This window comes from Streptomyces sp. NBC_00038 (assembly GCF_026343635.1).
Classification (GTDB): Bacteria; Actinomycetota; Actinomycetes; order Streptomycetales; family Streptomycetaceae; genus Streptomyces.
In genome coordinates, this window is the sequence record NZ_JAPELQ010000001.1 from 991,529 (window position 1) to 1,006,008 (window position 14,480).

A 14,480-nucleotide genomic window follows, 5' to 3' on the forward strand; every position below is an offset into this window, starting at 1 on the left:
ATGTACGGCATGATGCTCGCCCAGTCCGACGGCGGATCACCTCCGCGGATGCGGAGCGAACCCTTGCCGACCTGCACGATCTGGGCGGCTTTGCCGTTCTGTTGTATGCCGCGACGGGCCCTCCTTTTCGATCGCGACCGTTAACCAGTCCTCGGACACGCTTTCAAGCCATTCGATCGGGCGGGCCGGAGCGTCGGCCTCCGCTGATGCGGAGCTGGGGGACATCGTGGCGATTTGCTCCATACGTCCCTGGGTTACCTCTGCGCGTGCGGAGCGTATCCGTGGGGACTGTATCGGGCGGCTCTGACAATTGCGGCGAGTCTGATGGTTCCGGTTGCGCCTACCCCATAGGTCCCCTTAGCGTCGCCCTCTGCTTGGCGTCGGCGACTGCGTGTGAACTCGTCGGTTTTCGGGCGCTGTTGACGTTTCCGAAAGTGTGAGGAGGGGGATCTTGCGTGCTTTCAGCGCGGCTGACCAGCCGTGCGTCACGCTGGTGTTCCGTCGGGACGTGGATCCCGAGGAGTTAGCAGCCCTGGTGCCGGGGGCTGAGCCTGGTGGCCGCCGGGGAGCCGGTCTGCGGACGGCTCTTCTGGCCGCTCATGCTGTGGCAGATCTTGAGGTGGCGAATCCGGCGGTGGAGTCGATGCTGCGGCGCCTCCTGACGGCGCTCGCGGTCCGCGCCGGCGGCCTTGATGTGCCCGACCGGGATGTGTGGGAGGACCGCTTCGACGCGCTGCTGTCGGCGGGCCGGTTTGATGCGGGGGCTGTGAACGCCTACTTCGACCGGTGGCGGCACCGGTTCGATCTCTATGATCCGCACCGGCCGTTTCTCCAGGATCCCCGTCTTGCGGCGGAGTGCTCGCGCCAGGCTCCGCCCGGGAAACTGGTGATGCCGAGGCCATCGGGATCGAACCAGCCCTGGCTGGACCGGACGCCGCAGGCAGTCCCCGTACCGTCGGGCGAGGCCCTGGGCTGGCTGCTCGCCTGGCGCGGCTACGGGCCGTCCGGCACCGGAGCCCAGCGCCAGCACAGCGGCGTGAACTCCAAGAACATGAAGGCCGCGCCGCTGCGGGCGCTGGTCTCCATTCACCCGCTGGGCGAGAGCCTGTTCACCTCACTCGTCCTGTCGTGCCCGCCGCCGGCCGGAGGAGAAGTTCCGGCACAGGATCTCGCGCCGTGGGAGCGTGAGGAGCTCGAAGACCCCCTGCTGCCGTCCCCCGCCTGCGGGCCCGTCTCGCTCCTGACGGGCCGGAGCGCCCACCATGTGCTGCTGTCTTCGGACGAGACGGGAGCGGAGACGACGGGCTGCTGGGTGGCCTGGGGCACCCGGACGGATCTGCCCCCGGCCCGGGATCCGTTCGTCATCGACCGCGCCAAGGGGGGCCCGGTGCGGGCGAGTTGGCGCCGTTCCCTGCTGCGGGACTTCGACGCCTTCATCCACGCGAAGAATCCCGCCGCGGCGGGCGTCCAGGGACAGATTCTTCCGGCGTGGCTGTCGGTGTTCGCTGACCTGCCCGAGGACGTGCTCGACGGGCTGGGGCCGGTGCGCGTGCGGGCGCTGGGCTGCCACCAGGAAAAGCAGGAGCGGGACGAACACTGGTACGCCGCAACGACCCCGGCGAGTATCGCCGCGTTCCTGCCTTCCCGGCACCCTGAGCGCGCGGCCCGCGTGGCTGACACCCGCAAGGCGGCGGAGAGCGCGGCGGCCGATCTGGCCAGGGCTCTGCGCACGGCGTGGAAGCACCTGGCGCCCGGCGAGAAGTCCTGCCCGTGGGCGGATGAGGCGACCGCCGCGTACTGGGACCGCGCCGAGGCGCTGTTCTGGCCCTCGATCAGCCACGACAACGCTGAAGCGCCCCGGTTTCGCAGCCTGGCCTTGGAGATCTACGACGCCACCACCCGGCCGGCCGCGACCAGCCCGCAGGGATTGCACCCGGTGGCCCAGGCCCGCACCCAGCTCACCCACCCCCGCACTCCCGGAAGGAGGGCGAAGGCCGCATGAGTACCGAGTCCCCGCCCGCCCCGTCGGCCAAGAAGAACCCGCTGGAGTCGTTCGAGCGGTTCATGCGCACCGTCCGCAGCGCGTGTGCCACCCCGGGCGGCCGGGCCGCCCTGCGCAACGGGCTGGCCGAGGAGCTGTCCTCCCCGTGGCAGCTGTACATGCATCTGCTGCCCGCCGGAGGGATCCCGGCCTACGCGCCCACCCGCGAGGCCGAACGCCCGTATCTGCTCGTGGCCTGCCTGTACGCCGTCCACGACGCCCCCAACCCCCGTACCGCGAAGTCGAATCCGCCGCCTGCGGCAAAGCCGGCGGAGGTGTGGCAGAACTTGGGCTGGTCCTACGCCCGCGCCGCACATACGGGCGCGATGCGCCGACAGAACGCGGCCGATGCGCTGTCGCACCTGGCCGAGCTCGGCGGCGACGACCTCGTCCGGGAGCTTCCCGGCGCGATCTCGTTGCTGCGCTCGCAGCAGATCCCCGTCAAGTGGCCGGTGCTGCTGCGGGATCTGACCCGCTGGCCGAAGTGGGCGGACGACGTCCGCGTCGACTGGGCCCGCGCCTTCCACACCCCCACCAGCCGCACCGCTGAGGAGAACACCAAGTGATCAACATCGGCCCGGGAAGCCTGCACGTCGACCTTCACCTGATCCAGTCCTATCCGTACTCCAACGTGAACCGCGACCGGCAGGGGGCTCCGAAGTCCGCGCGCTACGGCGGTGTGATGCGCGCCCGCACTTCCTCGCAGAACGGCAAGCGGCACACCCGCAGGGCCGTGGAGAAGGCCACCGGGATCCGCGCGGTGCGTACCCGCGGCGTCCCCCAGGAAGTCGCCGAGCGGCTGACCGCCCGCGGCTGGCAGCCGGAACTGGCCCTGGCCGCAGGCCAGATGCTGATCCTGGCGGCCGGGGTGAAGGGGCTGGGCATCGCCGACTCGCAGGGCACCAACGCCCTGCTGTTCCTGCCCGAAAGCGCCCTGGACGAGCTGGCGGACCTGGCCGACACCCACCACGGCGACATCACCCAGGCCGTCTTCGACATCGAGGCCGAGGCGGCGAAGAAGACCACCCGCACCAAGGCGGACGCCGACCTGGACGCGGCGGCGGACGCAGAGGAAGAGCCCGCCGTCGGCGAGGGCAGTTTGCTGGCCAAGTACGCGGCGAAGATCGTGCCCAAGGCGGCGGTGCTGACCATTCTGCAGTCCAAGAACGCCTCGGTCGCCGCCTTCGGCCGCATGCTCGCCAACGAGGCCGGCTCCACGGTCGACGGCGCCGTGCAGATGGCGCACGGACTGAGCACCCATGCGGCCAGTACCCAGCTGGACTACTTCACCGCCGTCGACGACGTCCTCGAAGAAGCAGGCACCGAGCGCGGCGCCGGGCACATGGGTGACCAGCGCTACACCTCGGCCACCTTCTACCGCTACACGTCCGTGAACGTCACCGAGCTCCTGGGCAACCTCGACGCCGACACCGACACCGCCCAGGCCGTGTTGGCGGAGTTCGTGCGCGCCTTCGTCACCACGGTGCTGCCGGCCAAAGCCTCCGGCACCGCCCCGTTCACCGTGCCGCACCTGACCTACGTCGCGGTGCGCTCGGACCGTCCGGTCAGCCTGGTCGGCGCCTACGAGACCCCGGTGCCCGACAGTACGGAGGGTTACCTGCCCCGCTCCCTGCATCGGCTGAACGACCATGCCAGGGCCCACCACCGTTTCCTGGGCACTGGCGGCCTGGTCACCCACGCGCACAGCGGCCTGACCGACGAAGCCTTCGACGCGCTCGGCGACCGTCTCGACGGCCTGGACGACCTGATCGCCCGGATCAGCGACACCGTCGCCAAGGAGCTGTCGTGAGCGACGGGCTCCTGCTGCACCTGTCCGGGCCCTTGCAGTCCTGGGGCTCGGAGGCGGACTTCGAGGTGCGCGCCACCCACCGCTGGCCCACCCGCTCCGGACTGATCGGACTGCTCGCCTGCTGCCTGGGCCGCCCCCGCGACAGCGACGCCACCGACCTCGGCGAGCTGTCGTTCACCATCCGTGTGGACCGTCCGGGCCAGCGGGAGATGGACTTCCACACCATCGGTGGCGGCTACCCCCGCCACCTCACCCCGCCTACCGCCGACGGCAAGTTCCGCAAGCTGGGCGAGGGCACCATCCTCACCCAGCGCTGGTACCTGACGGACGCTGCCTTCACCGTCGCCGTCACCGGCCCCGCGCCCACGCTCGTCAGGTGCGTCCAGGCCCTCCAACGCCCCCGGTTCGCCCCGTACTTGGGTCGCCGGTCCTGCGTCCCGGACACCCCGATCCTCATCCGGTCCGACGTGGCCGACCCGCTGGCCGAGCTCGACCGCCTGCCGCTGCACCGCACCCCAGCGCGGTCCGGCGTTCGCGAGCCGGTGACGTTCCTCTACGACACAGCCCCCGAGCCCGGAGTGCTGCCGGACACGGAGGTCCGCGACCAGCCCGGCCCGCAACGCCACTTCACCAGCCGCCCCGTGTGGGAGCGGCAACGCCCGCTGCCCGACGCCGATGACGCCGGCCGGGGTACGGACTGGCTTACCGCACTGACCGCCTACCGAGAGGCAGCCGCCGCATGACCACCGCCCCCACGGCCGCCACCCAGACGGTGCACCTGGCCCAGCTCCACCTTGCGGCCCGCAGCCGGGAGGTCCACCGCGACCTGAAGGACGCCACCCGCCTGCACACCACGGTCCAGGCCCTGTTCCCCGACGCCCTCGGGCCCGCACCCCGGACGGCCACGAACACCCTCTACCGCATCGAGCGCGAGCAGACCGGTGCGCTGCTGCTGATCCAGTCCACGCTGCCCATCAACCGCAACGCCCTCCCCTCGGGCTACGCCAGCAAGGTCGAATACCGCGACCTGGGCCCGCTGCTGGACTGGGTGGACGAAGGCCGCGTCGTGCGGTTCCGGATCGACGCCAACCCGATCAAGAGCGTGCCGGTGCCCGGCGCCCGGCGCGGCAAGCGGGTGCCCGTCTCCGGCGAGGAAGCCCTGGCCTGGTGGGAGCGCCAAGCAGGCCGGGCGGGACTGGCCAACCAGCTCGTCCTCGACCTTCCGCAGCCCGACGTGCTCGGCTCGCGCAGTGAGAGCAAGGGGATCCGGTTGCGCGCGATGCGCTTCGAGGGCGTCGCCACCGTCACCGACCCCGAGGCCCTGCGCACCGCGATCACCACCGGCATCGGTCAGGGCCGCGCCTACGGCCTGGGCCTGCTGTCCATCGCCCCCTACCGCGCCTGACCCCTGGCTCCCGCCGTTTCTCCGCCCGGCCCCGGCCGACGCCGGGGCCGCCTGCCTGTCCGTACGAGAGGAATCAGGGCGCGTGTCCGCTCCGTTCGAGCCCCGGCTGTGGGGCAAGGAACGCGGTCTTACCCACCCGTACCCGCTGGGCTGCCACGCCATCGACGCCGCTGTGATGGCGGCGGCCCTGTGGGACCGCTACCTCACCCCCCGCCAGCGCACGGTCATCGCTGAGGGCTGGGGCATGACCGAGACCGAGGCCCGCACCTTCGTCATCTGCCTGGCCGGCCTCCACGACCTCGGCAAGATCACTCCTGGTTTCCAGGGCTGCGTGCCGGGCGCCCACGAGCTCACCGGACAGCCCGGATACGAACCCGCACCCGCCGCCGCCAGCAGCCCGAGCCACCAGCGGGCTACACACCTTGCTCTGCCGGAACTCCTGCACCGCCTGCACGGCCTGCCGCTCACCGGCCGTCCCACCCGCGGTGTGGCCCACCAGATCGGCCAGCTGCTCGGTGGCCACCACGGCACCTACCCGATCGCCCTGTCCCACCAGGGAAGTGAACTCACCTGCCCGCTCGCCGCAGCACCCGGCCTGGGCGAGAAGGCATGGGACGAGCAGCGCGAACACCTCGTCCACCTCATCCATGACCTCTTCGGCACCCCCGCCTGGCCCATCCGCCCGGCCACCGGCCCCGCCGCGGCGGTCACCACCGGCCTGGTGATCCTGGCCGACTGGCTCGTCTCCCAACTGCCCTGGATCCGCGCCCGCCAGCGCCGCTGGGACCGCGACCCCACCCACGACTGGCACGCCCACGTACGACGTGCCCGCCGCGCCGCTCCCAAGACGCTGCGCGAAGCCCAACTCGTCCCACCCACCTGGCGACGCACCCGCAGCTTCCACAACCTCTTCCCCCACCTGCGCGGCAAGACCCTGCACCCCCTTCAGACCAGCCTCGCTGAATCCCTCCCGGCCCTGGCCGTTAAAGGCCCCGGCCTGCTGCTGATCACCGCGCCGCCCGGCGAAGGCAAAACCGAATGCGCCCTGTTCGCCGAACGCATCATGGGACCGTCCGCCGGCACCAAGGGCCTGGCCTTCCTGCTGCCGACCATGGCCACCACCGACGCCATGTGGGCCCGCGTCCGCGCCTACGCCCGCGCCAACTGCCGTACCCCACCCCCCATCACGCTGCTGCACGCGATGGCCTGGCTGGACGCCGACTACACACCCGACCAGCTCGCCACCGCGACCAGCAGCCCGGACGTCGTGGCCGAATGGCTGCGCGGCCGCCACCGCGGCTTCCTCGCCGGCATCGCCGTCGGCACCTGGGACCAGGCCGCCCTCGCCGTCCTCCCGCACCGCTTCATGGCCCTGCGCTGGCTCGGCCTGTCCGGCAAGACCGTCATCATCGACGAGGTCCACGCCTACGACGCCCACGGCCACGCACTGACCCTGCGCCTACTCGAATGGCTCGGCGCCCTCGGCGTCCCCGTCGTCCTGCTGTCCGCCACCGTCACCGGCGCCAGTGCCGCCGCCCTCATTCACGCCTACCGCCGCGGCGCCGGTCACCACGACACCCCGCCGGTCAACCCCAGCTACCCCGGCTGGAGCTACATCGACCACACCACCGGAACCATCACCACCTCACCCACCCTCGGCTCCAACCGAGCCCACCCCCTCACCATCGACACCCACACCTGCACCCACACCCACAATCCGGACCATGAAGGAGGCCGCGCCCGCGCCGTGCTCGGCTTACTCGCCCCCCTCGAACAGGCTGGCAAGGGCTGCGCGTTGGTCATCTGCAACACCGTCGCCGACGCCCAGGCCACCCGCGACCTCCTCGACACCGCCTGGCCAACCAGCACCGACCGGCCGCTCGTGCGGATCCTGCACGCCCGGATGCCCGCCCGACAGCGCACCGCGATCACCCGCCGCCTCCAACGATGGACCGGCCCCAACGGCAAACGCCCCAACCGGCCGTTTGTCGTGATCACGACGCAGGTCGCCGAACAGTCACTTGACGTGGATTTCGATCTCGTCATCAGCGACCTCGCCCCGCTCGCCCTCCTCCTCCAGCGAGCCGGCCGCGGCCACCGCCACCCCCGCACCGACCGCCCCACCTGGGCGGCCAAGCCGCGCCTGGCCGTCCTCATCCCCGCCGGGCAACTCCCGCCCCCTGCCTGGGGAGACGTCTACCCCGCCTCCCTCCTGCGCCGCACCCGCGACCTCCTCACCACCCTCGACGGCGAACCGGTCAATGTCCCCGAGGACGTCCAACGCCTCGTCGACCAGGTCTACGGACCCGAGTTCGCAGGCGCCGACGACACCGCCCGCCTCGCCGACGACACCCAACGCGCCGCCACCGCCCACCTCACCGCCATCCCCGCGCCGGCATCCGTCCGCGACCTGCACCCGCTCACCAACACCGACGAACACCCCGACCAGATCGCCACCCGCCTCGGCGCCGACACCGTCCGCATCCTGCCCACCTACCTCGCCCCCGACGGCCACCACTGGCTCCACCCCACCCACCACACCCCGCGAACCGCCCTGCCCCAGCACATCGACCCCGACGACCGCCACACCCTCCGACGGCTCATGCAGGCCACCATCCCCGTCAACAGCCAATGGCTCACCGGCCGCGGCCCCGCCACCCACATCCCCGACAACTGGTCCCACATCCCCGGCCTACGCGACCTCATCCTGCTGCCCCACCCCGTCACCCCCACCGCCATCAACGCCTACCGGGCAGCAGGAAGAGCCATCAGCCTCGACCCACAGAACGGCCTCATACGCCACTGACCCCTGTCAGCTCCTCCGGCCGCGAGCCACGCACTTTGATAACAAAATGGCAAAACCGACCTATCTGTGCAGGTCAGCAAGAGTCTGCTCCGCACCTGCGGAGGTCGCCCGTCGCTCATCGTCGACGAGAACGACAGGAAGCTGTCTGCTCCGCACCTGCGGAGGTCGCCCGGTCCTCGCGGAGGTCACCAAGAAGAAAAGGGAGTCTGCTCCGCACCCGCGGAGGTCATCCGGTGTTGCGGCCGCTGACCCTCCTGAGCGCCATGTCTGCTCCGGCAGTCGCTGAGGTCACCCGCAGACCGACGCCTGGCAGCGGCACGCGCTCGTGTCCGCGCCGCACGTGCGGAGGTCACCCGTTCCAGCGTGACTACGGGCACGTCCGGCACGCGTCTGCTCCGCACCTGAGGAGGTCACCCGCAGGGCTTCGTCGCCCCGGCGATGTCATCGGCGTCTGCTCCGCACCCGCGGAGGTCACCCGCCGACGTCTTCGAGTTCACCGAGGTAGGCCGGGTCTGCTCCGCACCCGCGGAGGTCACCCGCTGGCTGCCGAGGGCGAGCGCTACCAGGACCTGTCTGCTCCGCACCGCGGAGGTCACCCGCCGCGGGGCCTGGCGCCTCCCTTCCGCAGTCGGTCTGCTCCGCACCCGAGGAGGTCATCCGACCCAGGCGTCGAAGCCGCCGACCCCCGAGTCGTCTGCTCCGCACCCCGCGGAGGTCACCCGCGCTGGTGCAACGGCGCCGCCCTCGACCTCGAGTCTGCTCCGCACCCCCGGAGGTCACCCGGCGACCTCACCGGGGATGGAGAGGTACAGCGCGTCTGCTCCGCACCTGCGGAGGTCACCCGTCGGACAGCGTGATGGAGGCAGGCGTGCCGTAGTCTGCTCCGCACCCCGCGGAGGTCACCCGGTGCCGTTCGTGCGGACCACCATGTTCACCGGGTCTGCTCCGCACCCGCAGAGGTCACCCGTGCCAGAGCACCTGGAGAAGGCTGAACTCCTAGTCTGCTCCGCACTCGCGGAGGTCACCCGTCGACGTCGAAGCCGCAGCCTCGGCCGACCTCGTCTGCTCCGCGCCCGCAGAGGTCACCCGGCGGGTGGGGAGACGCCGGTGGCGCCGGATCCGTCTGCTCCGCATCCGCGGAGGTCACCCGATGCCGCCCCAGGCCGGTGGGACCCCGAGGCCGGCTGCTCCGCGCTCGCGGAGGTCACCCGGGCGCCTCCGACGACTGGCCGGTTACCTACGAGTCTGCTTCGCACTCGCGGAGGTCACCCGTTCTCCAGCGTCGCCTCGGCCAGGGAGGTTTCGTCCGCTCCGCTCCGAGGAGGTCACCCGCAGAAGAACGCCGCGCGGATCATGTCGACTACGTCCGCTCCGCACCCGCGTGACACAGCGGAGGTCACCCGGGAACCGCGGAGCTGGCGAACGCGTACGAAGAGTCCGCTCCGTACCTGCGGAGGTCACCCGGTGTCCGTCGACTTCGGTGACGGCACGGCGAAGCCCTCTCCACACTCGCGGAGGTCACCCGGACCAGTTCCAGACCGCGAGCTTCTCCTCGGCGTTCGCTCCGCGCCCGCGGAGGTAACCCGTTGTTCGTGCCGTTGCCGATGGTGCGGGCGATGTCTGCTCCGCGCCCACGGAGGGCGGAGGTCACCCGCCAGGCCATCCGTGGTTGCCGACGGTCCTGCGGTCTGCTCCGCGCCCGCGGAGGTCACCCGAACCCCGCCTATGTCGCGGTTGGCCGGAAGCTGTCCGCTCCGCACACGTAGAGGTCACTCGCGGATGAAGGGCCGGCCGATGCGACCGGTCTCGTCCGCTCCGCGCCCGCGGAGGTAACCCGCCTCCTTCGGCTGCGGCGCCCCACCAGCAGGCGTCCGCTCTGTACGCGCGGAGGTCACCCGTCAGGGCACGGTACCCGGAGGCACGGCTTGGTGTCTGCTCCGCACCCGCGGAGGTCACTCGATGACGCCGGCGAGTAGGAACATGAGAGCGCCGTCCGCTCCGCAACTGCGGAGGTCACCCGGAGAAGGCGCTGTGGGTGTGGAGTTCGGCCCAGTCTGCTCCGCACCCGCGGAGGTCACCCGTGGTACAGGATCGGCTCACCCGCCTCGCAGTAGTCTGCTCCGCACTCGCGGAGGTCGCCCGGCCTGCATCTCGGACTGCGCGTACTCGTCGTCGTCTGCTCCGCATACGCGGAAGTCACCCAGTGACGCCGGCGCCTTCGAGGGCCTGCACGTAGTCTGCTCCGCACCCTCGGAGGTCACCCGTCCATGGTCGTGAGGTGGGTGGCGGTGGCGTAGTCTGCTCCGCGCCCGCGGAGGTCATCCATCCACCGACGGGCCCAGCAAGGCAACGGTCAGGGCTGCTCCGCACTTACGGAGGTCACCCGATCCGCACGTTGGCGTCGTCCCAGATGATCCGGGTCTGCTCCGCACCCGTGGAGGTCAGCCGTGGGTCCCAATGCGAGATCCAGGCTGCTCCGCATCCGCGGAGGCCACCCGTTCACCGCCACCCGGGTGCTCTACCACATGGATTCTGCTCCGCACTCGCGGAGGTCACCCGGCCTGCTCTACGAGCACGAGGCGTCGTGCGTGGTCTACTCCGCGCCTGCGGAGGTCACCCGGCGCAAATGATCGCAAACGTCCGGGCGGCCGAGGCTGCTCCGCACTTGCGGAGGTCACCCGCACGCCAAGCGGCTTGCGAGGGTCGGGGGCAGCTGCTCCGCGCCGACGGAGGTCACCCGGTCACCGGCCTCATGCAGTCGTTCGGCGGCACGCTGCTCCGCGCTCGCGGAGGTAACCCGTCATCGTCGACCATGCCAGGGCCGATCATCAAGGATGCTCCGCACCTGCAGAGGTCACTCGCCGGCCGCCTCCGTCATCCGCGCGCCCGGGATGTCTGCTCCGCGTCGCCCCGTGATTTCCGTGCAGTGCTGCGCAGCCAGCCCGTCCGCTCCGTGTCTGCGGAGGTGGCTCAGACCCGACGGTTCAGGCCGTCGGCATCGGTGGGTGGGTCCGCCTCGCGTCTGCGGAGACGGCCACCCGTCGACGCGGCACACCGTAGGGTGGATACGGTCGTCTGCTCTGCATCCGCAGAGGTCACCTGATGTTGTTGTGTGCGTCGAGCAGGTGGGCGACATTGGCTCCGCACCTGCGGAGGTCACCCCTAGTCCGCAGGGTCGATGCGCTCGCGCTTGTGGTCGGCTCCGCGCCTGCGGAGGTCGCCTGGGACAGTTCGTCATCCTGCCTGAGGGCATGCTGTACTGCACCAACTGGTGCGCGAGAGTCGGATCTCGCCCGCGCTGGCCCTGCAGACGGCACGAGATCTCGCCGCTGCAGGCGGATCGCTAGAAGCACGGTGCGTGTTGAGCGAACTGGTCCTTGGCGCCAAGGTCCCGGACAGCCATCTATACAAGGCGCCACGGTCCTCCCCATGGCGCAGCCCAGACACCTTGGCAACCCTCCACCACATGACAAGCGACGGATCCCTAAGCGATCACGCACGCGACTGGGCGACCTACGCCGTGGGCTGCGCCCGAGGCGGAATCCACGCACCGAATGGCCCACCCCCGGGTTCCTGGCTCCGCAGCTGAGCCACGCCGCATCGCCCACACGCCAGGTGCCCGCGTCATGGAAACTGGGCGAGTGGCGCAAGCTCGCCCTAGAGCAGTTCTTCTCCCCCCTGGACTGATGGCACGTATTGGCGCGACCGGTGCTCCGATGCGACTGTGGGTGCGCTGCCGACGCTAATGTCATCAGAGCCGTTCCCCACCGTTTCGCACTCTCACGAGGGTCTGCCATCAGTCCAATAGGAATGTCCCGCATGGTTCATGCGTGAGGACTGGGCGGAGACTGTGCGGGGTGACTTTGAGGGCTCAAATGAAGATCGAAATTCACTCGCCCGAGTGCTCGGCGTCCCCGAGGTCTTGGATGTGCAACCACCTCAGGAGCGCGTTCGTCAGCAGCAGAGCATGAAGCGCATAGTGCGGTTTGTAAGTGTCGTCCCCCACTCGGTGGGCAAGCATGTTTCGGTTGAATTTAGGGTCCGGCGGCTTCGGTAGCCGGTAGGTTTCGAACACCCCATTCAGGCCGTAGGTAGCCAGTAGCAAGATCAGCCTACCTGACCCAAAGAATTGCTCGCGCTCAACCTCGCCGGGGTGTTTCCCGGCGATCTCTTGAGTCAGAAGGTGGCGCTTCTGAATTTTCCGCGGAACATCGAGCTTATCGAGAATGGCCTGTTGATATTTTTCCAGAGCGGAGTCAAGGACATTGGCTGCAAGTGCCGTGGCTGCCTCCGTGTAGCCGCCGCTCTCGCATTCTGTGGCCTTGGCCGCAAAGGTAGCCAGCTCTGCAATTTCTCGACGATCGACCTGACCTAGCGATTCCCCCAGATCTTGAAGGATGACCGCCTTGTGTTCGTTCAAGACCTCCTGTCGGCCGACGGCATCGGGGGCCTGTAGCAAGAGCGTGATCACTTCGCTTCTCGGGGCCCATGCAAAGGACAGCCGGTCCTCGCTGCTGATGGAAAGGAGCTGATACCACTGCTCTTCCTCAAAGTCCACGAGATTGTCCGGCAGCAGTTCAGGAATGCTCGTCGCGTGACGCAGGGCATCCGATGAAAGCCACTCGTGGACATTCGGAGGGAAAAGTGCCGTGGATCGCTTGGCGACAAGGGTGGCAATGGATTCTCCCCATGTAGGGGAGGCAAGTTGGATGGAGTTCATCCGGGCGACGGCGGCAGAAGCCGCGGATTCCGCACTTCCAGGCCCGGCAAGCCGTTGCAGAGCCGTCGACATAGGTTCGGACGGCCAGGCTTGCTTTGCCATCGAATTCTCGATCATCCGCGCCACTGGAAACATTTTCCCGTAGCGCTGTTCAATTTCCGTGAAGTACTGAACCGTGGGAGATCTCCACCACTCACGCCTCGCTACCCTTGGAGACCTTCGGGGCTTCCCGCTCTCGGCACTGTCAGGCTCTGATTCAGAAGGGGTGCTCATGAATCCGAGCTTATTCCTTGGCCATCAAGGGGCAGAAGTCCAACCGCCATACGGCCTCCTCCCCGGCCCCGCCGTACAACTCAGGCCGTTTCTGTACGCGAGCCCGGCTGACGAAGAACAGATTCACTACCCCTACGGCCGAGAGAACTCGCAACCACCGGAAGTAACAAACCAACCCACACACAGTGTTGGGCAGCCCAACGAATGAGAGTGTCTGGAACTGCCGGGAGAAGCCGTGGGTCCCCACCTACAACGTGGACGTGGCCAACCCGCAGTGACTCGTCACGTGGCCGTCCCCTCCAGCCGCCCGGATGAGATGATCACGTTTGCCTGTGCGTGATCGGCTCAGCGGGAAGGAGCACAAAGGTGCTCAAGGACTCGTCGTTGCGAGGCTACTTACTGGAAGAGTCCCTGGCCTGGCTGCTGCGCTTCAGTGGCTACCGGCTTCTCGTCCACGAAGATCAGGATCCGGTCGAGTTGGTGACGGAGGGCCAGACTCTCCGGGTCCGAGGGCGGGGCGCGCTTCACCAGGTCGACGTTCTCGGGGAGTTCGCCTTCACCCCGGCGTTCTCCATGCCGGTGCGGCTGTTTCTGGAAGCCAAGTACTACCAGACACGCTGCGAGTTGGAGGTCGTCCGGAACGCCCATGGTGTCATGCACGACGTGAACGAGAACTTCATGACGGGCGCCGGGACGCGGCCCCGGCAGCGGTACAAGTACTCATACGCATTGTTCTCCGCGAGCGGGTTCACCGCTGACGCCCAGAAGTACGCACTCGCCCACCAGATCTCTCTCGTGGACCTGTCGGGTGCCTCCTTCGCCTGGCTGCTCGGCAACATCGGAGCTACGGCGACGAGTCTGTGCGCAGCACAGCAGCATCTGCCGAAATCGGCCCCATTTCCGCTGAATTGGATGCGATCCGAGCTGCGGAAGGCTCTGGAGACATCCCCGCTGGAGCTGCCACCTGTCATCATCCCCGAGGGGAAGTTCAAGCAGGCCGCCGGCACCGTGATTGAGGACTTCGCCACGGTGCTCCGGCAGCACAGCGACGCGGAGCTGCTCCTCGGTTTCCCGGCTGCGCCATTCATCCTGCCGCTCGCCGCCGATGATCACCGAGGGTTCCTGGAGTACGCCGAGGCGAAGCCCGACCATACGGTGCGGATCAGGCGACGGGGCGTGGGAGCCGCGGCGGAATGGACGCTCTCACCCGCAGACGCGGTCGGCGCCTATGAATTGGCGTTCAAGCTCCCAGAGCACATCGAGGAGTGGATCAGCGGCATCGGGGAGAAGGAGCGCCACCGCACCGCGGAGGTCAAAAAGCAGTTCCTGTCGACGATCACGCTCTACCGCATGAACGGCACCGGCGTACGCGCCTACCAGCTGCGCTACGAGGCGAGTTCCCTGTCCCGGGCCGGGGCCCCGTAG

General features: G+C 69.1%; 9 protein-coding genes. 8 read left to right on the forward strand and 1 reads right to left on the reverse strand.

Going from position 1 to position 14,480, the window contains the following annotated elements; all coding sequences use genetic code 11:
• The first annotated feature begins 535 nt into the window (after nucleotides 1-535).
• From casA to OG219_RS04650, 7 genes are all read left to right on the forward strand, one after another.
• Nucleotides 536-2,002: a type I-E CRISPR-associated protein Cse1/CasA gene (gene casA / locus OG219_RS04620; RefSeq protein ID WP_266836000.1), complete on the forward strand. Its 1,467-nt coding sequence runs from the start codon at nucleotides 536-538 to the stop codon at nucleotides 2,000-2,002.
• Nucleotides 1,999-2,607 (forward strand): type I-E CRISPR-associated protein Cse2/CasB, encoded by a 609-nt coding sequence (gene casB / locus OG219_RS04625; RefSeq protein ID WP_266823121.1) that lies wholly within the window; start codon nucleotides 1,999-2,001, stop codon nucleotides 2,605-2,607. Before casA ends, casB begins: the two co-directional genes overlap by 4 nt.
• Nucleotides 2,604-3,851, forward strand: a complete 1,248-nt coding sequence (gene cas7e / locus OG219_RS04630) for a type I-E CRISPR-associated protein Cas7/Cse4/CasC (RefSeq protein ID WP_266823123.1) — start codon at nucleotides 2,604-2,606, stop codon at nucleotides 3,849-3,851. Before casB ends, cas7e begins: the two co-directional genes overlap by 4 nt.
• Nucleotides 3,848-4,594 carry a type I-E CRISPR-associated protein Cas5/CasD gene (gene cas5e, locus OG219_RS04635; RefSeq protein WP_266823125.1) on the forward strand — a complete coding sequence of 249 codons (747 nt, stop codon included), beginning with the start codon at nucleotides 3,848-3,850 and terminating at the stop codon, nucleotides 4,592-4,594. The genes cas7e and cas5e overlap by 4 nt, the downstream gene beginning before the upstream one ends.
• Nucleotides 4,591-5,256, forward strand: coding sequence for a type I-E CRISPR-associated protein Cas6/Cse3/CasE (gene cas6e, locus OG219_RS04640; protein WP_266823127.1), 666 nt, complete (start codon nucleotides 4,591-4,593; stop codon nucleotides 5,254-5,256). The genes cas5e and cas6e overlap by 4 nt, the downstream gene beginning before the upstream one ends.
• Before the next feature lie 82 nt (nucleotides 5,257-5,338).
• On the forward strand, nucleotides 5,339-8,062 hold the full coding sequence (gene cas3 / locus OG219_RS04645; protein WP_266823129.1) for a CRISPR-associated helicase Cas3': 2,724 nt from the start codon (nucleotides 5,339-5,341) through the stop codon (nucleotides 8,060-8,062).
• Nucleotides 8,063-10,509: 2,447 nt separating this feature from the next.
• Entirely contained in the window at nucleotides 10,510-10,692 is a 183-nt protein-coding gene (locus OG219_RS04650; RefSeq protein WP_266823131.1) for a hypothetical protein, read from the forward strand.
• Between the two features lie 1,259 nt (nucleotides 10,693-11,951).
• Here the strand turns inward: OG219_RS04650 and OG219_RS04655 are convergent.
• On the reverse strand, nucleotides 11,952-12,899 hold the full coding sequence (locus OG219_RS04655; protein ID WP_266823133.1) for a hypothetical protein: 948 nt from the start codon (nucleotides 12,897-12,899) through the stop codon (nucleotides 11,952-11,954).
• A gap of 522 nt (nucleotides 12,900-13,421) precedes the next feature.
• Here OG219_RS04655 and OG219_RS04660 point away from each other — a divergent pair.
• The gene (locus OG219_RS04660) at nucleotides 13,422-14,480 is read left to right on the forward strand and encodes a restriction endonuclease (protein WP_266823135.1); all 1,059 of its coding nucleotides are present in this window, start codon (nucleotides 13,422-13,424) and stop codon (nucleotides 14,478-14,480) included.